This window comes from Pseudoduganella rivuli (genome assembly GCF_009674485.1).
Classification (GTDB): Bacteria; Pseudomonadota; Gammaproteobacteria; order Burkholderiales; family Burkholderiaceae_D; genus Rugamonas; species Rugamonas rivuli_B.
Genome location: NZ_WKJJ01000008.1, coordinates 186,126 through 208,978 on the forward strand (window position 1 = coordinate 186,126; position 22,853 = coordinate 208,978).

Genomic DNA, 22,853 nt, shown 5'->3' on the forward strand with positions numbered 1-22,853 from the left:
ATGGGTCACGGATTCAACGCTGACATGTGTTCCCGCACATCCTTTTCCCACCGGTCTTCCGGCGGCTCGTACAGGTAGGCCGGCGGCGCCGGCGGCAAGCCGTCCAGTTCCCCCGTGCGTTCGTACAAGAAAACCGTGGTCCAAGCCACCGTGCCGGACTGGAATTGCGCCATTTCGCGGAACGCCGGGTGCTTTAACGGGAAGGTCGTCGTACTGACCAGGGCGCCCTGCCGCAATTCCCGCGCCAGTTTTTCACCGATGCGGTCCATCAGCGGCGCGAAGCACGTGCTGTACATGAACACCAGGCCTGCCTGGCTGACATCGGCTTCAAACAAATCGCCATTGACGAAACGGACCCGTTCACGCAAATCCAGCACGTGGCGCGCATCCGTCACGGCGCCATACGGCAGGTGCAGCACCTCGTCCGGCGCCGGCGGCGACGGCAGTGCGGCAAGCGCCGCGTCGCCCGCCGCCAGCAACGCGCTGAACCGCTGCTGCGCCATCGCATGCCGGTACGGCAGCAATTCCACGCCCGTGCAGCTGGCAAACGGCAGCGCCAGCGCGGCCGACAGCACGACTTTACCGAGGCCGCTGCCCAGGTCCATCATTGCGCTGCCCGGCTTCACGTGTGGTGCAATCACGGTGAAGTAATTGTGCAATTCCTGCGGCTTGAATTCGCCATAAATCAGGCGGCCGTCATCGACCAGCCACTGTTCCAGCTCGCTGTCCGGGATATCGTCGAGACGGCGGTGGCCCAGTCCGGCGCGCTGTTGCGGCGACAGCGCGGGCAGCAAGCCATGGCGCTGCACGCCGGCCGGCAGGTTGCCGATAATCAGGCGGCGAAACGGCTTCAGGCGGCGGATGAAGGTCTCGCGCAATTCAGGGCGCTCGAACGCTTCGCGCAACGCCAGGCCGATTTCCACGTAGCGGCCGAATTGCGATCCCAGTGCCGCTTCCATCTGCTGGCGCGTGTGGTGTTCGCCATCTTCGATACTGCGCTGCAGTGTTTCCAATACACCTGCCATTGCCGCCATGCCTGCCTCCCGTGTTCAAGCGGCCGCCGCGCGCTCCGCGTCGTCCCGTAAAGTCGCCTCAATGACCGCCGCCGGTGCGGGGCGGCTGAAGTAATATCCCTGCATTTGCCGGCAACCGTGCTGGCGCAGGAATTCCAGTTGTTCCACCGTTTCCACGCCTTCGGAAATCACGTCCAGCCCCAGGTTATTGGCCAGCGCAATGATGGTGGTAACGATGGCCGCATCGTCCGGGTCCACCGTCAGGTCGCGCACGAACGTCTGGTCGATTTTCAGCACGTCGATTTCAAAGCGCTTCAAGTGCGCCAGGCTGGAATAGCCGGTGCCGAAGTCGTCGATGGCCAACAGCACGCCGAGTTTTTTCAGTTCGTGCATGACGGCGATCGCGTGTTCGATATCGTTCATCACCTGGCTTTCCGTCAATTCCAGCTCCAGGCACGATGGCGGCAAGCCGGTGTCCGCCAGTACTTGCGCCACCGATTGCACGAAGTCTTTTTCCGCCATCTGGCGCGCAGAGACGTTGACCGCCATGCGCAGGCCGTGGTGTCCGGCGCGGCGCCACGCCACCAGTTGTTCGCACGCGGTGCGCAATACCCATGCCCCCACCGGCAGGATCTGGCCGGTCTCCTCCGCCAGCGGAATGAAGCGGTTGGGCGCCACCATGCCCAGTTCCGGATGCTGCCAGCGGATCAGCGCTTCCATGCCGACGATGCGGCCGGCCACGATATCGGTCTGCGGCTGGTAATGCAGCACGAATTCGTTGCGCTCCAGCGCCGAACGCAGCGCGCCTTCGATCAGCATGCGCTCGCCCAGCCGGTCGTTCATCGCCGCCGTATAGAACTGCACGTTGTCGCCGCCCATTTCCTTGGCGCGGAACATGGCGATATCGGCCCGTTCCATCAGGACGCCGGGGGCCGTGCCATCGTCGGGATAGACCGCGATACCGGTGCTACAGGTGAGGAACAATTCCTGGCCATCGATATGCAGCGGCACCGACAGGCAGTCCAGCACGCGCTGGAACTGGTCGGCGCGGGGACTCAGCGCCCCCTGTTCCGGCAACAGCATCAATGCAAATTCGTCGCCGCCCATGCGCGCCACCGTGTCGACCGGCCGCACGGCCAGTTGCAGGCGCTCCGCCACGGCTTGCAGCAGGCGGTCGCCGCCTTTGTGGCCCAGGCGGCTGTTGGTGAATTTGAAGCGGTCCAGGTCCAGCGACACCAGCCACAACACGTGGCCCTTGCGTTCCGAATGGTGCATGGTTTGCAGCAGGCGGTCGGCCAGCAGCGCGCGGTTCGGCAAGCCGGTCAGCGCGTCGTGCGTCGCCTGGTGGCGCAATTCGGCGGTGCGCTCCTCCACCAGGCGCCGTACTTCGTGGCTGCGCGACGCCAGCGCATGGACCCACGCCGCCCCCAGCGCCGTGACCAGGGCGCCGAACGCCAGCGTGAACAGCGACGCCAGGTGGTCGCCCGCATACACGGCTGGCGGTGCGGACGCGGTCATCAGCCAGGTCTTGCCTGCCACATCGAAGCGGCTGGCGAACGGTTGCGCGTGCTGCGGATACAGCCATGCCAGCCAGGACGGCAGCGTAGTGCGCACCGGGGAAGCGGCAGGCACGGACTGGTACACCAGGCTGGCCGCGTCCGGCGCCGGTGCAGCATACACCCGCATCGCCAGCCCATCGGCGACCTGGTTGCCGTCGGCAGACAGGATGCGCGCCACCATGGCGGACGGCAGCAGGACGGCGGCGGTTTCGCCTTGCAGCGCGGCCAGGCGGGCGGCTTCGCTGTCGAGCGGCGCGCCAAAGCGGTACACGGGCATGGAAATGATGACGCCCGGTTGCGACTGCTGCGCCAGCGGCACCAATGGGCCGGCCATTGGTTCGCCCGTGGCATAGGCCGCCTGGCGCGCCGGATCTTCCTGCACCGGATAAGCCGTATCGAGCCCCAGCGCCGCTTCGTTGGCGTCCTGCGGTTCGATGTAATCGACGACACGGTAGTGGTCGCGCACGCCGGCCGGCACGGGTTTGCCATCCCGCATTTCCGTCATCACGGCGCCGGGCCGCAATTGCGCCAGCGCCTGTTCATAGGCGGCCCGCCCCTCGTGCGGCACCACGCGCAAGTAACTGATCGCCTGCACGTAGGGATAACGTTGCAGCAGCGGCTTGGTGAACAAATGGAATTCCGCGCGGCTGACGGCGGCGCGGCTGGCAAACAGGTGATTGACGGAAGCAAGGCTGCCGACCGTGTTGGCGACGCCTTGCTGCAGCAGGAACAGCCGCGCATGGGCGCGCTGTTCAATGGCCAGCGCCACCTTGTCGTTTTCCAGCCGGCTGGCGCCGGCAAACAGCAGCGCCGTCACGCCCAGGCCGGACAGCAGCGCCAGCGTCACGGATCGCAGGCGCGCCGGGACAGTGGGAACGGGAGGAACAGCGCTAATGGAAATCACCCGCGTCGAAGCCAAGCTACAGAAAAACGCAAGATTAGCATGGAAACCACATTGACAGAAAACACCCCGGCTCATGCATTGCCATCCGTGCAACGCTTCCTCCCCATCTGCGGTAGCATACCGTCCTCTCCTTCCCACCCTGAGGACACCCCATGACTGGCACTTCGAAATGGATCGACATCGACGGCGATGAGGGCGCGTTTGGCGCTTACCTGGCGTTGCCGCGCAGCGGCAGCGGCCCCGGTATCGTCTTGCTGCAAGAAATCTTCGGCGTCAATGAACATATCCGCAGCGTGGCGGACCAGTATGCGGCCGATGGCTACGTGGTGCTGGCCCCGGACCTGTTCTGGCGCCAGGGCCACCGCATCGCGCTGGGCTATGGCGATGCGGACTGGCAGCGCGCTGTCGAACTCAAGGGAGCAACCAAGTTGAACCAGGCGCAGGCGGACGTCCGCGCCACCGTGAAAACCTTGCGCGCACTGCCCGGCGTCGGGCCGAAAGTCGCGTCGCAGGGTTATTGCTGGGGCGGCCTGCTGTCTTACCATGCGGCGGCGGACGGCCTGGTCGATGCGGCGGTCGCGTATTACGGCGGCGGCATCCAGAATGCACTGGACCGTGCCGACGATATCCGCATCCCGCTGATGCTGCATTACGGCGGCAAGGACAAGCACATTCCCCGCGACGCCATCAGCAAAGTCGTGGAGCGCTTCGATGGCAACGACAACGTGGAAATCCACCTGTACGCGGAAGCGGAACACGGCTTCAATTGTTCGCACCGCGACAGCTATCACCAGCAGTCGGCCGCGCTGGCGCACGGGTACACGCTGCTGTTCCTGAGCCAGATGCTGTAGCCGTACCGGCGCGCCCTAGCGGAACAAGGCGCGCAATTCATCCAGCGACAGCGGCGGCGCATCGGCGCCGCGCGCTTTCACGGCGGCCAGGATCGCGGCGATGTCGCGCGGCGTGCGCGCCGGGCTGAAATACCATCCCTGCACGCAGTGCGATCCCCGCTCGGCCAGCCAGGCGCGGTCTTCTTCCAGTTCCAGCCCTTCGCACACCAGTTCCACGTCAAACACTTCCGCGATGCCCTGGATCAGCCGGAACAAGCCGGCCACGCGTTTGTTGCTGGCCACGCCATGCACGAACTGGCGGTCCACTTTCAACCGGTCGAACGAGAAACTGTTGATGGCGTCGAGGTTGGAATAGCCGGTGCCGAAATCGTCGATGGCAATGCGGATCCCCATGGCTCGGAATTCCGCCACGCGCGGCGACAGCAATTCCGGCGTTTCCACCAGCAAGCTTTCCGTCACCTCAAATTCCAGCAGGCGGCCGGGAATGCCATACAGCGTCAGCAAACGCTGCAAGTCGCCGATCACGTCCGGGTGCAGCAGCGAACGGCGGGAAAAATTCAGCGACACGGGCAAATCCGGCAAGCCCGCATCGAGCCACGCGCGCATGTCGCGGCACACGTGTTCCAGCACCTGCAAGTCGACCTGGTAAATCTTGTCCGAGCTTTCCGCCACCGCGATGAAACTGCCGGGCGACACCAGCCCGCGCGCCGGATGCTGCCACCGTACCAGCGCTTCCATGCCGATCAGGCGGCCTTCCGCGTAATTGACTTGCGGCTGGTAATGCGCGACCAGCGCGCCATGGCGGATATCGCCCGCCAGCGCGCCCTGCAATTCATAGAGGAGGCGCGACTTGGCCAGCAATTCAGCGCCAAATTCCTTGACGGTCGTGCGCATGTGGGCGGAACTGATCGACGATGCCGCCGTGTCGGCCGCATCGAGCAAGGTGGCGGCGGCGCCCCGGTATGGCAAGTCGTGGTGTTCCACGCCGATGCGCGCATGCATGGCTTGCGTGCCGCCGCGCGCCAGCGTGAACGGCGCACTCAAATCGTTCGTCAGCCGTTCCAGGTAATCGGATTGCACCTGGTGTTCGCCAAACAGGGCAAACGCGAATTTATCGCCGCCCAGGTGCGCCACCAGGTTGGACGGCCCGGCCCAGGCCGTCAGCCGTTCTCCCGCCACCCGCAACACTTCATTGCCCGCGTCGCGGCCAAACATGTCGTTGAACTGGCGGAAGCTGATCAAATCCACATAGCCGACCATCACGTGCGGTTGCTCGCTCCGTTCCAGTCCCAGCTGCAAATGGTGCAAAAACACTTTACGGTTGGACATGCCCGTGACGTCGTTGCAATAACGCATTTCCAGCGTTTCCATCACCATTTTCGCCAAGCCCTGCAACAGCAATTTCTTGTCGTCGGCGCACAGACCCGGTGCGCGCCACATCATCCAGAACGTGCCCAGGATATAGCCGCGCGCCCCCTTCAAGGTGGCTGCGGCGTAATGGCGGTAATGGGGTTCATGCGCGACCAGCGCATTGTCCTTGAAGCGCACATCGTGCAATGCGTCATCGACTTCAAACCAGTCGCCGCCCGATGCCACGGCCCAGGTACACAGCGAACCGGCGCGCGGCACGTGCAGCGGCGCCAGCCCGACCCGCGACGGCAACCAGATCTGTGACTGATAGACGATGCTGATGCCGCCGATGTCGGCGCCCATGAACTGGATGGCCAGGTTGGTGATCAGGTCGAGGCTGGGGTCGCTGTGATCCTGCGTCATCGCATAGCGCGACAATTCAGTCAGGCGACACTGTTCCGTCGCCTCGTCCTGGCTGCATGCCGACGGCATGCTGCAAGTATCCATGGCGCCTCCCTGGTAAGCCGTTGGTAACCGAACACCCATTATTGCATCTTACAAGCGGGGGTGCGGTACTGTTTGGGAGGCGGTGCGCAGGGAAAACAACTCAGGCGGGCAGATAGCGCGGCGCCGCCGTGTTGCGCGACAAGTTCGGTTGCAGCGCCAGCCGGGCCGCCGTGAACGCGTTCCAGTCGGCCATGTCGGGCAAGGCCGGCAGCGTGATGGTTTCGCCCTGGTCGAAGCCGGCCAGCGCCGCATCGACCATGTCGTCGACGCCCATCACCATTTCAGCCGGGAAGGCATTGAGATCGATGCCGGCCCGCTCCCAGATTTCCGTGCGGGTCGCGCCCGGCAATACGGCCTGCACCCGCACACCGGCCGGCGCCAGTTCCACCTGCATGGCTTGCGACAGGTTCAGCATGTACGCCTTGGTGCCGCTGTACGTGCCGGAAAACGTTTCCGCCATCATGGCCGTTACCGACCCGATATTGATGATGGCGCCCTGGCCTTCCGTTGCCATGCGCGCGGCCGCAGCCTTGGCCAGCCGGGTCGGCGCGATGACGTTCAGCGCAATCATGTTTTCCACCTTGTCGATGTCCGAGCTGACGAAACTGCCTTCGACAGTATTGCCCGCATTGTTCAGCAGCAAGGTAATGGCGCTGTCCGTGGCCAGCCGCTGCTCCACCGCCGCCAGCGACGTGCGGTCCGTCAGGTCGGCTTGCTGTACTTCGACTTGCACGCCGTACTGGCTGCGCAAGCGGTCCGCCACGCCTTCAAGGCGCTGCCGGTCGCGCGCCACCAGGACCAGGTTGTAGCCGCGCCGCGCCAGGCGGTCCGCGTAGGTGGCGCCGATACCGGTGGAAGCGCCCGTGATCAGGGCCGTGCCTTGTGCTTGAGCTGCGGTCGAAGTCGAAGTTGCCATGGTGATGCTCCTTTGTGTTGGGTTATGCATGTGCATGGGTTCCAATGTAACTTCAAATTTTGAATCTGTAAATTCATTGCAGCGATTGAAAAGTAATAAGTTCAAAATTTGTAGTTATTTTTCGGCATTTGGACTACGATGCAGCCATGGATAGAATCGCGCGGAGCAAACATGAGCTGGTCTGAAAGCGGGGAATCGCAGTGCCCCATTGCGCGCTGCCTGGCCGTGGTCGGCGACCGCTGGACCATGCTGATCATGCGTGAATTGTTTTTCGGCAATTGCCGCTTCGATGGTTTGCAGGCGCAGACGGGCATGTCGCCGCACTTGCTGTCGACCCGCCTGAAGCGGCTGGAAGCGGACGGCGTGCTGGCGCGCCGCGCCTACCAGCAAAAACCGCCCCGCCATGAATATGTGCTGACCGACAGCGGCCAGGATCTGTATCCGGTGCTGATGACCCTGGCCGGCTGGGGCCGCAAATGGGGCGGGCTGCCAGACCAGGCCCCGGCGCTGAATATCACGCACCGCCACTGCGGCCATGAAGTGGAAACCGGCCTCGCCTGCCTCGCGTGCGGCGAACCCTATACACGCGCCGATGTCGACACCACGTTCAGCGCCTCGTTCGTCACGGAGCGCCGCGAACGCATGGAAGCGTTCCAGGCGGCGAAAAAACAGGCGGCGGCGGGAGAGGCCTGACCGGCATCCGCGCCAACCGCCCTGCGCTACAATGCAAGGCATGTCATTCCGGAAATTAAAGACGCTGCTTGTCGCCGCCGCGCTCGCGTTGCCGCTGGCCGCGCCGGCGGCGCCGCTGAAAGTGGGCGGCTTCGTGGTGGCGCCGCTGATCACGGGACACGCCACCGCGCCGCTGCAAGGCGCGCTGCGCGATTACGTGGAACAGGAAGTGGTGAAACGCGCCGGCATCGAACTGGTGTGGACGCCGCCCACGTCCATTCCCCGCGCCATGGAAAACCTGCGCACCGGCGCCATCGACATCCTGCTGCTGACCAGCGGCCGCATCGACACGCCCGGCATCGTTCCCGCCACGTGGCATTTCCTGCGCACGCAGCCGCACCTGGCCGTGCTGAAAACGTCACCGCTGCAATCCGTGCAATCTCTGCAGCAACTGGCTGGCGTGGAAATCGGCTGGGCCGGCGGTACGCTGGTGCCGCCCGCGCTGGCGGATATCCCCATCCAATGGCAATTCCTCACCGTGGCGGACTGGCAAACGGCGAACTTGCGCAAGCTGAAGATGGGCCGCATCCAGGCCGTGTTCTTTGAAAACGAATATTCGCCCCGTTATTACGCGGCCAGCGAACACATGGAAATCCACCTCGTCAAATTGCCGATGCAGGAGCGGCAATTCACGATGGCGTACTCGCCAAAAGCCGACAGGGAAGCGGTCGCCCAGTTCGACAAGGCCGCCGCCGCCGCGTTCGCCAACGAGCAATTCAGGGTCTTCCTCGAGCAGTATATGAAGCACTGAGTGAAGCACTGAGGACCGGCGTGCGTGGTAGTACAATGACGCGATTCAAACCTGTCATCGATCACCATGGCGCGCCTGCTACTTGAATTCCCCGAAGACCAGTTTTACTTTTCCACGCAATTGACGGTCCGCGTCACCGACATCAACGGCGCGAACCATCTGGCCAACGACTCGATGATTTCCATGATTTCCGAAGCCCGCGCACGCTTCCTGTACGACTTCGGCGTGCGGGAAACGGAGGCGGACGGCAATGGCATCATCGTTACCGACCTGGCCACGACGTACAAAGCGGAAGCCCATGCACGCGACCACTTGCTGTTTGAAGTGGGCGTGATGGACTTTAATAAATACGGCGGCGATATCACGTTCCGCATCACGCGGCCGGCCGACCAGACCTTGATCGCCATGGCGAAATCCGGCTTTGTCTTCTTCAATTACAAGCGCAGCCAAGTGGTGCCGATGCCGGAAGATTTCCTTGCGAAGTTTCCGAAGGTCAACTGGATCGATTAAACCTGACGATCAGCCGCGCCGTTTCACCTGGACGTGGAAGGTTTTGCCGAACCACTCGTCGATCATTTGTTTTTCATGGCGCAGCGACTCGCTGCTGCCATACAAGTTCATTTCGTTCAAGTAATTCAGGCTGGCCAGGTCCGCTTCGCCACTGTTGATGACTTTGCCATCCTGCATCAGGCTGTAGCGCAAGTGCATGCGGGGCCAGTCGGCGCCGCCGGTCAGCAGGCGGATTTCATTGCCGGTGCGGCGCGTATGTTCGATGCGGCCCGCGAGGTCCAGTTCCGTCACTTCGACTTTTAAATCCTGGCCGGCTGGCAATTGTTTTCCCAGCCGTGCGAAGTGTTCGCTCAAGTCTTTCAACACCCGCTCCCGGTCGATGGGGGAAAACGGGACGTCGATGAATTTATCCGGTTCGATATACGTGACGGTGGCGCCGGCATGTGCGGCGCCGGCCGTCAGCGCAGCCCCCATGGCCAGCGCCGCGGCGGCCAGGGAGTGGAGTGATGTACGCATGATGGATTCCTTTCACAGGCATGAAACAGGCAATCAGCCATGTTTCAATATACGCCGTTTTGACGTATTGCCCGTAAAAGGAAATGTTTGCTTACGATTAAAACCGCGTCAGCTGCCGATACGGCCGCCGTCATTCTTGGTGATGACGATGGTGGCCGAGCGCGGGCGCTTGCCGGCGCCGTAGCCGGCGTTCGACGGCCACTGGCTGCTGTACTTGCCCGGGTCGGCAATGTTGGCCTGGTTGGTCAATTCACCCGGGTGCTGGATGTTGACGAACAGCGCCTTGCCGTCCGGCGTTTCCGTGATCCCCGTCAGTTCGCAATCGACCGGGCCCACCAGGAAGCGCTTCAGCGTATCGGCAGTCGGTTTCTTGCCAACGAAGGTGTCCACGTTCAACGTGCCGCCATTGGCGGTCGGGTAGCTCAGCGTGACCTTGGCGCCATCGCCCACCTGGCCCGGCAGCGCCGCCAGCATCATGCAGTTGGTGACGTCGGTGTACGCGCCGTCGTCGGTCTGGATCCAGCAAATGCCGGTCGACTGGCTGAACGCCAGGCCGTCCGGGCTGGAAAAGTCCTGGTCGGACGTCAGGTTCGACAGGTTGACCTTGCTGGTGTCCGCACCGGATTCCGCGCCGAACAGGTACACGTCCCACGTGAACGACGTTGCCGCAGAACCCGCCGCGCCTTCTTTCACGCGCAGCAAGTGGCCGTTCGGGTTGCCGTTTTGCGCGGTGGAACCTTTCATGTCGGTGTAGGCGCGCGGGTTCGGGCCGTCCGGCACCAGGGCCGACGAGCCGCTCGGGGTGGCGGTACGGTTGCTGTTGTTGGTCAGCGAGAAGTAAATCTCACCGTTGGCCGGGTTCACCGAGCACCATTCCGGGCGGTCCATTTTGGTCGCGCCCACGGCGTCGCCTGCCAGGCGGGCATTGACCAGCACGTCGGCCTGGTCGGCGAACTTGTAACCGGCGAAACCGGTGATCGCGCTGTTGGCGAGCGCCAGTTCGATCCAGGTACCGGTGCCGTCGGCATTGAACTTCGCGACGAACAGCTTGCCGCTGTCCAGGTATTTGTCGCCGATCGCCAGCAAGTCGGTCGGGGTGGCGTCGGCCGGGTTCCAGGTCGCGGTGGACACGAACTTATAGATGTATTCGTTGCGCGAATCATCGCCCATGTAGACGGCCAGCGGCTGGCCGGCCACCGGCTTGCTGAAGGCCGCCGATTCGTGCGCATAGCGGCCCAGCGCGGTACGCTTCTTCACGACTTTGGCCTTGTTGTACGGGTCGGCTTCCACGATATAGCCCATGCCGTTCATTTCATTGCGGTAGTCGTCGCTGCCGTCCGTCGACGCGCCCAGCTTGCTGTTGTTCCAGCGCGCGTATTTGTCGTCGGTGCCGCCCGACTCCCAGCCGTGGCGTGACGCGGCGCCCTGGCTGCGGCCATAGCGGTTCAGCGACGTCACGCTCTTGTCGTTGCCGCGCGCCGCATTGTCGGCGGCGCCGCGCACGAAGTAGCCGGACCAGTTTTCTTCACCGGAGACGAACGAACCCCATGGGGTACGGCCCGTGCCGCAATTGTTCAGGGTGCCGCGGGTCTTGGTGCCGTCTTTCGAGTACTTGGTCACCAGCAGCGCATTGCCGCGCACCGGGCCGGAAATCTCGCATTCGGTCAGGCAGGTGACGCGGCGGTTGAACGCGGAATCCTTCACGTATTCCCATTTGCCGCCGGTCTTGCGTACTTCGACCATCGACAGGCCGTGCAGCGCGGTTTCGCGGTCGATTTCCGCGCCGGGACGGGGCAGCGTGTTGGTGCCGCCATTGGCGTGAATGAAGAACGACGACAGTTGCTGGTTGGTGGTGGCTTCGTGGTTGATGGCCAGGATGCCGCGGTCGACCGCGGTGGACGAGGCTTTGCCGTCGGCGGACAGGCCGAAGAATTCCATGCCGTCGTGGTGGTCGCCGGCGCGGTTTTCAAAGTCGGCGTCGGTGCCATCGTTCTTGAAGGCGGTGGCCGACGCGGTCAGCGGGTCGCCCAGCGCATACAGCACGGTGGCGGTATAGCCGGCCGGCACCGTCACCAGGTCGGCCAGGCTCTTCGGCACAGCGGTAAAGCCCAGCAGTTTTTCCGCCGGCGGCGTCACGGGCGGCGTCACTGGCGCGACAAGATTGGCAGGCGCTTCGCTGCTGCCGCAGGCGGACAGGCCCATCGAACCCATGACGACGGTAGCGGCGCTGGCGGCGCCACCGCGCAGCAAGTTACGGCGGCTGATACGCTGATCCAGGATGGCGCTGAAATGCTCGTTCTGGGTATTGTTGTAGCCGATGTCATCCATGTCGATGCGGGCTGGGGCGCGGTCTTTGGTCATTTTTCGCAATCTGTGTGTAGTGGGGTGGTCAAACGCCCGCCATTCTAGGGTGGAAAAATGACAACATTGTGACCGGAAATCTGCGCTGCCTGACCTTGCCTTGTGTTGAAATATTGGCAAAATCGTCACAAAATTCAGCCAAACGCTTGAGTTTGTTGTTAAGCGTTCCCGCAATGAGTGTTGCCAGTTGTTAATTCGCTGGAGCTGGGTCTACAATCGAAAAACTGCGCCTAAAAAATGCGCATAAGTCCTTGTTGCAATGCCACATTTGCGGAAATTCGTCCCTATGTCTTTTTTGTCTTCTGCGTCGCCGAAACTTGCACCCTGGAAGGTACTGTTGGTCGATGACGAACCGGATATCCACGACGTTACCAAGCTCACGCTGACCCGTTTCCGGCTCGACGGCCGCGCGCTGACGTTCCTGCACGCCTATAGCGGCGCGGAAGCCAAGGAAGTGCTGGCGCGTGAAAAAGACATCGCGCTGGTATTCCTCGACGTGGTGATGGAACAGGAAGACAGCGGCCTGGAAGTGGCGCGCTGGATGCGCCAGGAATTGAACAACCAGTTCACCCGCATCGTGCTGCGCACGGGCCAGCCGGGCCAGGCGCCGGAAGAACGCGTGATCGTCAATTACGACATCAACGATTACAAGGAAAAGACGGAACTGGACCGCACCAAGCTGTTCACGACCACCTTTGCCGCGCTGCGCGCTTACCGCGACATCATGAAAGTCGAGGAAGCGCGGATCGCGCAGGCGAATTACCGCGAAGGCCTGGAGCGCGTGATTGCCGCCTCCGCCCATATCTTCCAGCAGCGCAACCTGAAAGACTTTGCCAACGGCTTGCTGCAGCAAGTGGTGGCGCTGCTGCGCCTGGAAAACAGCATGCTGCTGCGCCTGCGCGCCGCCACCGCCATCAGCGGTGAAAATGCCTACGAAGTGCTGGCGCAAATCGGCGACGAAGGCAATTCCATCCTGACGCCGGAATTGCTGGCCCAGCTCGACGCGGCGCAGAGCAACCGCATTTCCAAGTTGGAAGGCGACACTTATGTCGGCTATTTCCCGAATGCCAGCGGCAAAATATCGCTGCTGGTGCTGAAAGGCGTGGACGAAATTTCCGAAATCGACACCAAATTGCTGGAAGTGTTCTGCTCCGGCGTGGCGATCGCTTTCGACAATATCCTGCTGACCCAGGAAATCACGGATACCCAGGCCGAGCTGATCCTGCGCCTCGGCGACGTGGTGGAATCGCGCTCCAACGAAGCAGGCAACCACGTGCGCCGCATGTCGGAAATCTGCCATTTGCTGGCCACCGAATCAGGCATGCCGGAAGAAGAAACCGCCGTGTTGAAATACGCCGCGCCCATGCACGATATCGGCAAGATCGCCACGCCGGACGCGGTGCTGCTGAAACCGGGCAAGCTCGACGAAGCGGAATGGGAAATCATGAAGCAGCACCCGGCGGTCGGCCTGTCGATCCTCGACGGGTCGCAGCGGCCGATCCTGAAAGCCGCCGCCGCCATCGCGCACCAGCACCATGAAAAATACGACGGCAGCGGCTACCCGCAGGGGCTGAAAGGCGAAGAAATCCACTTGTATGCGCGCATCGTGGCGGTGGCCGACGTGTTCGACGCGCTGATGCACAAGCGCTGCTACAAGGATGCGTGGCCGGTGCAGGAAGTCGTGGCCCATTTGCGTGAGGTGGCGGGCAAGCACCTCGATCCGGTCTACGTGGAAGTGCTGGTCAATAACATCGACAAGGCGCTGGCGATCAACGACCGCTTCCCCGATTAAAACAAGTATGTAACAGACTGTTGCGGCAGTGCCTTGCAGACACTTTTCCGCATAAAAAATACGCTACACTCGTCGGCTTTCAACCTGTGGAAGCCTCGACCATGCGCCCTACCCTGATTTACGCCAGCCTGTTCACTGCCTTTGTCTTGACGGGTTGCGGGGACGGGACTTCGGTAACGGGCCAGGACCGCGCCCGCCAGGGCGCCACGGTCACTGCGACCACCATGGCGGCGCAAACCGTCCAGCCCATCATCTTCAGCGGCGTCATCGCCAACTACACTGTCACGAAAACCGATGCCGGCTACGCGATTACCGACACCACCGGCGCCGAAGCGCCCCGCACCGTGGCCGCCACGGCGCGCCTGCGCTTTGCCGACATGTCGATGGCATTTGACGCCGACGGCAATCCCGGCCAGGCTTACCGCCTGTACCGCGCCGCGTTTGCGCGCGAGCCGGATGCAGCGGGCCTCGGTTACTGGATCGGCGTGCTGGACCAGGGCGCCTGGCTGTACGACGTGGCGAACGGTTTCACCGCTTCCAATGAATTCAAGACGCTGTATGGCGGCGCGAAAACCAACCGCGACTACGTCAGCCAATACTATGTCAATGTGCTGAACCGTCCGGGCGAGCCGGCCGGCCTCGATTACTGGACCGGCGTCCTCGACGGGAAAAACGATACGCTGGGCGGCGTGCTGCGCAACTTCAGCGAGGGCCCGGAAAACAAGGCCGGCACGGCAGCCGCGATCGCCGCCGGCATCCGCTACATTGAATACGGCGTCCGTTATCCAGCCACCGCGTATCCGCTGCGCGCGGCTTACCAGCAAAGCACGACGACCGAACATACGGACTTCCTGACGGTGACGGGCACCTGCCCGGGCAATGCGGCGTTCACTTATGCGGCGCCGGCCGCCGTGACGTTCGAAGGCCAACCGGCGACGGCGCTGTCGACGGCGGTCGATGTCGGCCTCAGCAATTGCACGCCAACCCGCCGGGCCTGGACCCAGACCGACTATTACGACGGCAACAAGGCATTGCTGGGCTTCTCCCGGGAGAGCCTGGAGTACGACGTGGGCGGCGGCGGCCTGCCCGCCACGGCCAAAGTCGGCGACAAGGGCGTGATTGCCACGCAAACCGCGTATGCCAGCAATACCAACCGAACCGTCATTGGCAAACGCACGCTCAGCTATGCGCTCGATGCGGATGGCGAATCCGCCAATAGCGCCATCCTGACCGTCACGGCGACGCACGTTTCCACTGCCAACGTGACCACCCTGACCATGACCAGCAGCTACCGTGTCGGCACCGACGGCTCCCTGAAACTGTTGACCGTCGATGAACGCTTGAGCGGTGGCGCATACTTGATCTATACGCAAGACCCAACCGTCATCCAGCCCGCCAAACTCACCATCACGGATACCGTGGTGGGCACGGGCGCGGTGGCGCAAAACGGCAACACGGTGACGGCGCATTACACGGGCTGGCTGTATGACCCGAAAGCGCCGGATATGAAAGGCCAGAAATTCGACTCGTCCGTCGGCGGCACGCCGTTCAGCTTCAAACTGGGTGCGGGCCAAGTGATCGCGGGCTGGGATCAGGGCATCCTGGGCATGCGCACAGGCGGCAAGCGCACGCTGCTGATCCCCAGCACGCTCGGTTACGGCGCATCGGGCGCGGGCGGCATCATCAAGGGCAATATGGCGCTGATCTTTGACGTGGAACTGGTCAGCGTGAAATAAACAATCCGGGGCGGCCCTGCCGCCCCCTGCCGCCCCTTCCCGTGCCGCTTGCCGGCCATCGCTATCTGCGCTACTATACTTGTACAACTTATTGCACAAGTTCAGCCTGCTGTTAACCTTCTACCCATCAACTTGTGCGCCCGCCCCATAGGACCAGGCCATGAGAATCGTTAACTTTTCCGATGCCCGCAATAACTTGCGCGCCGTCATCGACCAGGTCGTCGAAGATGCCGACGTCACCGTGATTGCCCGCCGCGACGCGCAAGATGCCGTCGTGATGTCGTTCGACCATTACAGCAGCCTGATGGAAACTGTCCACTTGCTCGGCTCGCCCGCGAATGCGGCGCACCTGGCCAGGTCGATTGCCCAGGCCCGTGCGGGCAAGGCGCAGCCCCGAGAACTGATCGAACCGGCAGCCGGCGAATGAGGAATTTCACGTTCACGCCCGAGTGCTGGGATGATTACGTGTATTGGCAGGGACAGGACCGGAAAACGCTGAAGCGGATCAATGAACTGCTGAAGTCCGCCGCGCGTACGCCGTTCGAGGGCATCGGCAAACCGGAACCGTTAAAGGGCAACTTGACGGGATTCTGGTCGCGGCGGATCGATGAAACCAACCGGCTCGTGTACGAAGCCACCGAACACGAGCTGATTGTCATTTCCTGCCGCTATCACTACGACTGATGTGACGCCAATTACGCGGCAATCTTCCCGTGCTGCACCTTCGGGAATTTCAAGCTGTAGTGCAACCCCATCCCCGGCGCGCTGACGACTTTGACGGTGCCGCCCAGCGCCCCCGTCACCAGGTTGTACAGAATATGCGCGCCCAGTCCGCTGCCGCCTGAACCGCGCTTGGTCGTGAAGAACGGGTCGAACAGTTGCGCCAACGTCGTCTGGTCCATGCCGATGCCGTCGTCGCTGTAATCGAACAGCACGTGCTCGCCATCAATGCGGCCACGGATCTTGATGGTGCCTTCCTGCCCGTCGCCGTAACCGTGCACCAGCGAATTGACCACCATGTTGGTGATGATTTGCGACACCGCGCCGGGGAAACTCTCCATCTGGATATCCGCCGGCACGTCGACGTCGACCACGATGGGCTTGCCCTTGAGCTTGGGCTGCAAGGACAGCAGCACTTCATCGAGGTATTTGCGCAGGTTGAACGAACGCACGCTGTCGGACGACTGATCGACGGCCACCTGCTTGAAGCTGCGCACCAGCGCAGCGGCGCGCTGCGTGTTGGTGGTCATGATGCGCAGCGACTGGTCGATGATGTCGAAGAACTGGTTCAAGCCTTCTTCGTCCAAGGTGCCGGCCGCCAGGTCTTCACGCGTGAGTTTCAGTTCCTGCACCAGGTGGCTGGTGGCGGTCACGCAAATGCCCAGCGGCGTATTGATTTCATGCGCGACGCCCGCCACCAGCCGGCCCAGCGACGCCAGCTTTTCCTGCCGCACCAGTTCCGACTGCGCTTCCTGCAACTGGTGCAGCGCATTGTTCAGCGACACGTTTTGCTCTTCCAGCGTTTCCTTGGCCAGGCGGATGGCGCGCTCGTTTTGCAGGCGCGAAATCGCCACCGCCACGTGATTCGCCATGAAAGCCAGGATGTCGAGGTCCGACTGGCCGTAGATCACGCTGTCGTCATAGCTCTGCACGATCAGCACGCCATACGCGTAATCGTTCAGCAGCATCGGGGCGCCCATCCAGCTGGCGATTTCCTCATTGCCCAGCGGGTGGTCGATTTCGCCCTTTTCCAATAGTTCGCGGTAACTGTCGCGGTCCAGCAGGCACGGCTTGCGCTGCTTGAGGATGTACGAACTCATGCCGACGCCGTACTGGAAGCGCTTGACAGGCGCATCCGCATCCTTTTCATCGATGAAATACGGGATCGTGATTTCATTGCTGCTGGGCTGGTACAGCGCGATGAGGAAATTGCGCGCCGTGACCACTTCGCTGATCGCTTCGTGTAACTGGCCCCAGATGGTGTCGGTATCCCAGGCGCCGGCCGACAGGCTGGCGATTTCATACAGCGCGCGCTGCAAGCTTTCCGCGCGGCGGCGTTCCGCCACTTCGAATTCCAGCGCGGCCGTACGTTCGTGCACCGCGCGTTCCAGCCGGTCCATGCTCTGCAAGCCTTGCAGTGCGCTGGATACGTAATTGGCGATCAGCGAAAACAGCGCCTCGTCTTCCTCGCTGAACGTGTGTTCCTTGTCATAACTCTGGATCACGATGGCGCCCAACGCCTGGTGGTTCTGGTCCATCAGCGGGAAGCCCATCCAGTGCTCGGCCGTGGTGCCCCAGCCCCACTTGTTGCCATCCTGCTCGTGCTGGTTATGCTCTTCCGCCGTCATGATCAGCGGCTGGCGGTTCAGGATCACCCACGCGGTGGGCGACTGGTCCGGTGACGCCAGCGTAACCAGTTCGCCGCGCCCCGGCGCTTCGTCCAGCTCATCGACAAAATAGACAAACCGCACGGCATTGGGCTTGCCGTCCAGGTCGCTCAGCGCCACATAAAAATTGGCCGCATACATGATACGGCCCAGCGCCGCGTGAACGGCTTGCAGGAATTCTGCGATATCGGTGCATGTGCTCGACTTTTGCCCGATTTCGAGCAACATGCTTTGTACGGCTTCCAGGCGGCTGAGGCGGCTTTCCATCTATGTTTTCCTATTGGGCAAAATGCGCATAGGAAATACTAGCAGGCGGGCCCTGTCCAGACCAGCGGATTGCGCCTGGGATGCAACAACCCGCGCCGATTATGGCTTGCGGTAGCCGGATTCCATCCACGCAGTCGCACTGGCCACAGTCAGCTTGAAATTCGGCGCCACCCGCACTTGCGCCTGTTCTTCGCCATACGGGTCGAATGCGGTCAAGGTCGCATACGGATCGTCTTCATCCGCAGTAATATCGAGATTGACCGTGATATAGGCGGCGCCTTCCGTATGCACGCGCACGCTCTTGTGCAATTGCGCGTGCAATTGCTGCTCGTGGCGGCGGATCACTTCGCTGGCGGTTTTCACCAGCGTATTGAAGGCATTGATATCGAGCGGCTTCGGATTTTTCTTGTCGCGCCCCATGGTCCATGGCCCCACCAGCGCGGGTTCCGGTTCGCCATCCTTGATCATGGCCACGGCCCAGCCTTCATCTTCCTCGTTCTTGATGACCCTGGCGGTCCAGCCATTGCCCTGCCAAACGCGGTCTTCCTGCACCAGCGCTTCTTCGTCTGCGAATTCCATCAATTCTTCTGTCATAGCGGCCCCAGCGTAAGTGTTTTCAAACACTGTGATTATATACAGTTATTTTTATCAGGCAAATAAAAAGCCCGCTATGGAAGCGGGCTTTTCAAGTTTGCTGGCCAGAACCAGCCGGCGCTTACATCAGAGACGGCACGCTGGCGGGGGCGGCGGCGCTATAGGCGGCCCCAGCGGCGTGCGGCGCGGATCGATCGCCGGCTCCGGCATATGGTAGGTGTACGGGTTGATGATGATCGGCGGAATGCTTGGCGGTGCAGACGGCGGGCCCTTGGGTCCACCTGAACACTGTGCGCTGCGCTGGCGCATTTCACTGCCGAATCCCGAGGATATCGATTGACCCTCGCTAATTTCAAGCCATGCCATATTGCCCTCCATGTGCAGGTGAGGTAGTCAGTATAGGTAATCATGCCTTTATTTCAAGGTAAAACTGCCTATATTTTCAGCAAGCTGCGCCGCGCGTACCGCCTGTCGGCGCAAGCGCCCCATTTATCCCGTCATTTCCACCGTTTATCGCACGCTTGTGGTGGCGCAAAAGCGCGAAGCGTACAGTTTCACCATACCAACCAGCAACACCACACCACAACGAGGGAACCAAAATGAAAAAGCTCTTTGCCATCGCCATCATTGCCATCCTGGCTATTTGCGCATGGAATTCGATCGACACCAATGACATGATCGTCAACATCGATGGCGAAGAAGTGCACGGCCCGCTGGGCGCCTTGCTGGGCCTGGTCTTCGGCGGCCTGGGCCTGGTGATTGCCGCGATCGCCATCACGTGCGCGGCGATCTTCGTCGGCTTCCTGTTTGCCGGCCTGGGCGTGTTGATGGTGGTGGGCCTGGCGCTGGCCGGTATCATCGTGGCGGCCGTGATCGCCCCATTCACGCTGCCGCTGCTGATCCCCGCCGCCATCGTCTGGTACGTCATGTCGCGCAACCGCAAACACCGCGAAAAAGCGGCTTTCGAACACGCGGTATAACACGCGGTAGTAACAACCCGAATCAATTAGCCGGAGGCGCCACCGCTTCCGGTTTTTCCTTTCCGGCCGGCTCATTTCCCTCGCCGGCCAGTTCCACCCGGTTCCGCCCTCCCCGCTTCGCCCGGTACAGCGCCTTGTCGGCGCGGATCAGCGCGGCATCGCCGCCCGGATCGCGCGCATGCATGGCCGCGATGCCGATGCTGACCGTGACCGCCAGCACGTGGCCATCGATTTCCAGCGGCGTGCTGCCGATGCGCTGGCGCAGCCGCTCGGCAAACGCCAGGGCGGCGGGCACGTCCGCCCCCGGCAGCAGCACGGCGAATTCTTCGCCGCCCACGCGGCCCAGCATGTCGATCTTGCGCTGGCATTCACGCATTTGCACGGCAAGGTGGCGCAGCACCGCATCCCCCGCCGCGTGGCCATATTCATCGTTGACGCGCTTGAAGTGGTCGATGTCGAGCATCAGCACGGCGGCCCGCCCGCCCCGCACGCCGACGTCGCGCTGCAGGCGGGCCTGTTCGTCTTCCAGGCGGGCCATGAATTCGCGCCGGTTCGGCAAGCCGGTGAGAAAGTCGGTAGTCGCCAGCAACAGCAATTCATCGTTCATGCGCTTGCGTTCCGTGATGTCGACCGTCGACACGATGACGAAGTCCAGGTTGTGCGTATGGCCCGGCATCACCAGCAAGGTCAGCTCGTTCTGGCGTGTCGCGCCATCGAGCCGCTGGAACGTGCTTTCGCAGGAAAACAGGTGCGCGCCCTGCAGCAGCGCGGCCAGCGCGCGGGCAAAGGCCGGCATGGCGGACGCGTGGAAATTCTGCGCCAGCGACAACGCCGACAAATCCTTGCTGCCCGGCGCCGCGCCCACCTGCGCCAGCGCCGCGGCATTGACGTCGACGATACGCACCATGGCTGCCATGCGCGCGAGCTGGCTGGGATTGTTTTGCAGGTACAGCGGCACATCTTCCACGCCGGATTGCTGCAATTCCTGCAGCGCGCCATGCACTGCCGACCAGTCCTGTTCCCACAGCGCGACCGGCGCGTTGTCGTACAGACTGCGGAAGCGCGCTTCGCCGGCACGCAAGGCGACACCGGCCTGCGCCTGTTCGATCGCGATCCCGGCCAGCCGCGACGCCTGTTCGATCAACGCCAGGTGCGCCACGCTGGGCCGCTGCGGCTCGCGCTGGAAAATCGCAAACGTGCCGAGGATCTTGCCGGTGGCGCTGCGGATCGGTTCAGACCAGCATGACTTCAGGCCCGCGCGGGCCGACAAATCCCGGTACTGGCGCCACAACGGGTTGGATCCCATGTCTTCCACGATGACCCGTTCGCCCGTCATGACGGCCTGGCCACAGCAGCCTTCGCCCATGTCCACGTAATGGCCGTGCAGCGCGGCGTTGAAAAACGCGGGCAGGCTGGGCGCCGCGCCCACCAGCAGGCGGCGGCCATCCTCGTCCAGCAACAGCAACGCGCACAGCATGCCGGGATTGTCCGCTTCCACGCCCTGCACCACGCTTTGCAGCACCGACGCCAAAGGCGCGCCGGTGGCCAGCAATTCCAGCACGTGGCGGCGCATTTGTTCGCGCCTTTCGCCATGAGTGCGCTCGGTGATGTCACGGAAGGACCACAGCCGCACCGATTCGCTACCGAGGAAAATGCCGCGCGTGTATTGCTCCAGCACGCGGCCATCCTTCAGGTGCAACTGGGCGCGCTGTTCTTCATTCGACGCCAGCATGCGTTTGACCGCTTCATCGAACACGGGCGGGTACACCAGTTGCGCCGACATGTGCCGCATCAGGGTGGCGCCGTCCTCCTGCCAGTCCAGCTGTTCCGGCAAGTTCCACAATTCGCGGAAGCGCCGGTTCGAATTGAGGATGGCGCCACGGAAGTCGTCCACCAGGATGCCATCCACGGTGGAATCGAGAATGCTGCGCAAGACTTGCTGGCTGCGCTGCGAACTCTCCGCCATGGCCACGATATTGGCCTGGCCTTGCGCCAGTTCATCCGCCAGTTCCCTTGCCTGCGCCAGCGCGGCGCGCGACTTGCGCCGGCTGTGCGCCAGCAGCCAGGCCAGTGCCGCCAGCACGGCGCTCAGCACCACACCCGACACGCCGATCAGCTGCATCCGGCCATCGCGCTCGGCGCCGGCGGCGCTGCCCGGGATACCACCGATACGGATGGTCCAGCGGTGGCCCGCGATGCTGATCTTCTGCACCGTGCGGCGCACGCGCGCTCCGGGCACATCGGCCACGCTGTCATACATGCGGTTAGCCGCATCGACGTCGTCACCATCGTAAATTTCCACGTCCAGGCTGGCCGCCCCTTCGCCGCCGATGCCGGCCATCACATCGGCCATGCGGAACGGCGAATACACCCAGCCGGCAATGGCGGCCCGGCGCTGTTGCAACGTCGCGTGCGGCGCGCCGTTGCGGTAGACCGGCAACACCACCAGGAAACCAGCCGGGCCGCGCTCCGACGTTTCCTGCACCAGCGTGATCTTGCCCGACATGGCGGGCATGCCGGTATCCCGCGCCAGCTCCAGCGAGGCGCGGCGCACGGGTTCCGACAGCGCGTCATAGCCGAATGCGCGCAAGTTCCGCCCTTCGAATGGCTCCAGGTACACGATGGGCGCATATTGCGGCCGCTCGCCCGCGGGGCGTATCGTATAGTCGGGGAATCCTTCGCTGCGCACGGTGGCAATGTGCACGCTGCGCTGGCCGCCATCGACCAGGCGGATATAGCCGATCCCCTGGATGCCGGGGAAGTGTTCGTTCAACCCCTGGCCAGTGACATAGCTGTGGAATTCGTCGCGGCTCACATATTCGGAACTCGCATATAAACCCTGTGCGCCATACAAAACCTGCACATAGGTTTGCATGCGCTGCGCGATATTGTTGACCAGTTCGTGGACGCGGTAATTGAAGTCGGCCTGGTTGTCCCGTTCCGCATCGGCGCCGGCGTTGTCCCACACCCACCACGTGGCGCCGAGACACACAGCCAGAACCAGCCCCGACGTCAAGGCGGGGCTGAGCAAATCCTGCGGCAGCCGGCGTTGTTTGGGCCGGGAAGTAGGCTCGTCCATTGTTTCCACGCAGCGAGGGGAAAACGGAAACATCTCCTCGATAGTACG

General features: G+C 62.7%; 18 protein-coding genes. 9 read left to right on the top strand and 9 right to left on the bottom strand.

Going from position 1 to position 22,853, the window contains the following annotated elements; all coding sequences use genetic code 11:
* Positions 1 to 5: 5 nt before the first annotated feature.
* Together GJ700_RS14355 and GJ700_RS14360 are read right to left on the bottom strand one after the other, a co-directional pair.
* On the bottom strand, positions 6 to 1,034 hold the full coding sequence (locus tag GJ700_RS14355) for a class I SAM-dependent methyltransferase (RefSeq protein ID WP_154374916.1): 1,029 nt from the start codon (positions 1,032 to 1,034) through the stop codon (positions 6 to 8).
* A 15-nt stretch (positions 1,035 to 1,049) separates the two neighbouring features.
* Positions 1,050 to 3,419, bottom strand: coding sequence for a putative bifunctional diguanylate cyclase/phosphodiesterase (locus GJ700_RS14360; RefSeq protein WP_371867957.1), 2,370 nt, complete (start codon positions 3,417 to 3,419; stop codon positions 1,050 to 1,052).
* A gap of 209 nt (positions 3,420 to 3,628) precedes the next feature.
* Here GJ700_RS14360 and GJ700_RS14365 point away from each other — a divergent pair, with 209 nt between their 5' ends.
* Positions 3,629 to 4,327: a dienelactone hydrolase family protein gene (locus GJ700_RS14365; protein ID WP_154374920.1), complete on the top strand. Its 699-nt coding sequence runs from the start codon at positions 3,629 to 3,631 to the stop codon at positions 4,325 to 4,327.
* 15 nt (positions 4,328 to 4,342) lie between these two features.
* Here GJ700_RS14365 and GJ700_RS14370 read toward each other — a convergent pair whose 3' ends face one another.
* Together GJ700_RS14370 and GJ700_RS14375 are read right to left on the bottom strand one after the other, a co-directional pair.
* Positions 4,343 to 6,184 (bottom strand): sensor domain-containing phosphodiesterase, encoded by a 1,842-nt coding sequence (locus GJ700_RS14370; protein WP_195763902.1) that lies wholly within the window; start codon positions 6,182 to 6,184, stop codon positions 4,343 to 4,345.
* Between the two features lie 100 nt (positions 6,185 to 6,284).
* A complete protein-coding gene (locus tag GJ700_RS14375) occupies positions 6,285 to 7,100 on the bottom strand; it encodes an SDR family NAD(P)-dependent oxidoreductase (RefSeq protein ID WP_154374924.1) in 816 nt (271 codons plus the stop codon).
* 171 nt (positions 7,101 to 7,271) lie between these two features.
* Between GJ700_RS14375 and GJ700_RS14380 the strand changes: the two genes are divergently transcribed.
* The 3 genes from GJ700_RS14380 (at position 7,272) to GJ700_RS14390 (ending at position 9,093) form a co-directional block, all read left to right on the top strand.
* Positions 7,272 to 7,793 (top strand): winged helix-turn-helix transcriptional regulator, encoded by a 522-nt coding sequence (locus GJ700_RS14380; protein ID WP_154374926.1) that lies wholly within the window; start codon positions 7,272 to 7,274, stop codon positions 7,791 to 7,793.
* 40 nt (positions 7,794 to 7,833) lie between these two features.
* Positions 7,834 to 8,583, top strand: a complete 750-nt coding sequence (locus GJ700_RS14385) for a substrate-binding periplasmic protein (RefSeq protein WP_195763903.1) — start codon at positions 7,834 to 7,836, stop codon at positions 8,581 to 8,583.
* A 66-nt stretch (positions 8,584 to 8,649) separates the two neighbouring features.
* Positions 8,650 to 9,093, top strand: coding sequence for a thioesterase family protein (locus GJ700_RS14390; protein ID WP_154374930.1), 444 nt, complete (start codon positions 8,650 to 8,652; stop codon positions 9,091 to 9,093).
* Between the two features lie 9 nt (positions 9,094 to 9,102).
* Here GJ700_RS14390 and GJ700_RS14395 read toward each other — a convergent pair whose 3' ends face one another.
* Positions 9,103 to 9,609 carry a DUF3016 domain-containing protein gene (locus tag GJ700_RS14395; protein WP_154374932.1) on the bottom strand — a complete coding sequence of 169 codons (507 nt, stop codon included), beginning with the start codon at positions 9,607 to 9,609 and terminating at the stop codon, positions 9,103 to 9,105.
* A 108-nt stretch (positions 9,610 to 9,717) separates the two neighbouring features.
* A complete protein-coding gene (locus GJ700_RS14400; RefSeq protein ID WP_154374933.1) occupies positions 9,718 to 11,970 on the bottom strand; it encodes a PhoX family protein in 2,253 nt (750 codons plus the stop codon).
* Between the two features lie 286 nt (positions 11,971 to 12,256).
* Between GJ700_RS14400 and GJ700_RS14405 the strand changes: the two genes are divergently transcribed.
* The 4 genes from GJ700_RS14405 to GJ700_RS14420 all read left to right on the top strand — a co-directional run bounded on the left by GJ700_RS14405 (position 12,257) and on the right by GJ700_RS14420 (position 16,182).
* Entirely contained in the window at positions 12,257 to 13,762 is a 1,506-nt protein-coding gene (locus tag GJ700_RS14405) for an HD domain-containing phosphohydrolase (protein ID WP_154374935.1), read from the top strand.
* A 101-nt stretch (positions 13,763 to 13,863) separates the two neighbouring features.
* Positions 13,864 to 15,498, top strand: a complete 1,635-nt coding sequence (locus GJ700_RS14410) for an FKBP-type peptidyl-prolyl cis-trans isomerase (protein ID WP_154374937.1) — start codon at positions 13,864 to 13,866, stop codon at positions 15,496 to 15,498.
* Positions 15,499 to 15,658: 160 nt separating this feature from the next.
* A complete protein-coding gene (locus GJ700_RS14415; RefSeq protein WP_154374940.1) occupies positions 15,659 to 15,925 on the top strand; it encodes a type II toxin-antitoxin system Phd/YefM family antitoxin in 267 nt (88 codons plus the stop codon).
* Positions 15,922 to 16,182 (top strand): Txe/YoeB family addiction module toxin, encoded by a 261-nt coding sequence (locus GJ700_RS14420; protein WP_154374942.1) that lies wholly within the window; start codon positions 15,922 to 15,924, stop codon positions 16,180 to 16,182. Before GJ700_RS14415 ends, GJ700_RS14420 begins: the two co-directional genes overlap by 4 nt.
* A gap of 11 nt (positions 16,183 to 16,193) precedes the next feature.
* On the opposite strand, the gene GJ700_RS14425 is transcribed toward GJ700_RS14420, so the two are convergent.
* A complete protein-coding gene (locus tag GJ700_RS14425) occupies positions 16,194 to 18,152 on the bottom strand; it encodes a GAF domain-containing sensor histidine kinase (RefSeq protein ID WP_154374944.1) in 1,959 nt (652 codons plus the stop codon).
* A gap of 99 nt (positions 18,153 to 18,251) precedes the next feature.
* Positions 18,252 to 18,731 (bottom strand): hypothetical protein, encoded by a 480-nt coding sequence (locus GJ700_RS14430; protein WP_229507006.1) that lies wholly within the window; start codon positions 18,729 to 18,731, stop codon positions 18,252 to 18,254.
* Between the two features lie 614 nt (positions 18,732 to 19,345).
* Here GJ700_RS14430 and GJ700_RS14435 point away from each other — a divergent pair.
* Positions 19,346 to 19,726 (top strand): hypothetical protein, encoded by a 381-nt coding sequence (locus GJ700_RS14435; protein ID WP_154374948.1) that lies wholly within the window; start codon positions 19,346 to 19,348, stop codon positions 19,724 to 19,726.
* A 22-nt stretch (positions 19,727 to 19,748) separates the two neighbouring features.
* Here the strand turns inward: GJ700_RS14435 and GJ700_RS14440 are convergent, their stop codons facing one another.
* Positions 19,749 to 22,805, bottom strand: a complete 3,057-nt coding sequence (locus GJ700_RS14440) for a CHASE domain-containing protein (RefSeq protein WP_154374950.1) — start codon at positions 22,803 to 22,805, stop codon at positions 19,749 to 19,751.
* Positions 22,806 to 22,853: the final 48 nt, after the last annotated feature.

What these genes read in the sequence shown, in the direction of transcription:
- GJ700_RS14355 (WP_154374916.1), bottom strand. Translation starts at nt 1,034, where the DNA reads ATGGCGGCAATGGCAGGTGTATTGGAAACACTGCAGCGCAGTATCGAA.
- GJ700_RS14365 (WP_154374920.1), top strand. Translation starts at nt 3,629, where the DNA reads ATGACTGGCACTTCGAAATGGATCGACATCGACGGCGATGAGGGCGCG.
- GJ700_RS14370 (WP_195763902.1), bottom strand. Translation starts at nt 6,184, where the DNA reads ATGGATACTTGCAGCATGCCGTCGGCATGCAGCCAGGACGAGGCGACG.
- GJ700_RS14375 (WP_154374924.1), bottom strand. Translation starts at nt 7,100, where the DNA reads ATGGCAACTTCGACTTCGACCGCAGCTCAAGCACAAGGCACGGCCCTG.
- GJ700_RS14380 (WP_154374926.1), top strand. Translation starts at nt 7,272, where the DNA reads ATGAGCTGGTCTGAAAGCGGGGAATCGCAGTGCCCCATTGCGCGCTGC.
- GJ700_RS14385 (WP_195763903.1), top strand. Translation starts at nt 7,834, where the DNA reads ATGTCATTCCGGAAATTAAAGACGCTGCTTGTCGCCGCCGCGCTCGCG.
- GJ700_RS14390 (WP_154374930.1), top strand. Translation starts at nt 8,650, where the DNA reads ATGGCGCGCCTGCTACTTGAATTCCCCGAAGACCAGTTTTACTTTTCC.
- GJ700_RS14395 (WP_154374932.1), bottom strand. Translation starts at nt 9,609, where the DNA reads ATGCGTACATCACTCCACTCCCTGGCCGCCGCGGCGCTGGCCATGGGG.
- GJ700_RS14400 (WP_154374933.1), bottom strand. Translation starts at nt 11,970, where the DNA reads ATGACCAAAGACCGCGCCCCAGCCCGCATCGACATGGATGACATCGGC.
- GJ700_RS14405 (WP_154374935.1), top strand. Translation starts at nt 12,257, where the DNA reads ATGTCTTTTTTGTCTTCTGCGTCGCCGAAACTTGCACCCTGGAAGGTA.
- GJ700_RS14410 (WP_154374937.1), top strand. Translation starts at nt 13,864, where the DNA reads ATGCGCCCTACCCTGATTTACGCCAGCCTGTTCACTGCCTTTGTCTTG.
- GJ700_RS14415 (WP_154374940.1), top strand. Translation starts at nt 15,659, where the DNA reads ATGAGAATCGTTAACTTTTCCGATGCCCGCAATAACTTGCGCGCCGTC.
- GJ700_RS14420 (WP_154374942.1), top strand. Translation starts at nt 15,922, where the DNA reads ATGAGGAATTTCACGTTCACGCCCGAGTGCTGGGATGATTACGTGTAT.
- GJ700_RS14425 (WP_154374944.1), bottom strand. Translation starts at nt 18,152, where the DNA reads ATGGAAAGCCGCCTCAGCCGCCTGGAAGCCGTACAAAGCATGTTGCTC.
- GJ700_RS14430 (WP_229507006.1), bottom strand. Translation starts at nt 18,731, where the DNA reads ATGGAATTCGCAGACGAAGAAGCGCTGGTGCAGGAAGACCGCGTTTGG.
- GJ700_RS14435 (WP_154374948.1), top strand. Translation starts at nt 19,346, where the DNA reads ATGAAAAAGCTCTTTGCCATCGCCATCATTGCCATCCTGGCTATTTGC.
- GJ700_RS14440 (WP_154374950.1), bottom strand. Translation starts at nt 22,805, where the DNA reads ATGGACGAGCCTACTTCCCGGCCCAAACAACGCCGGCTGCCGCAGGAT.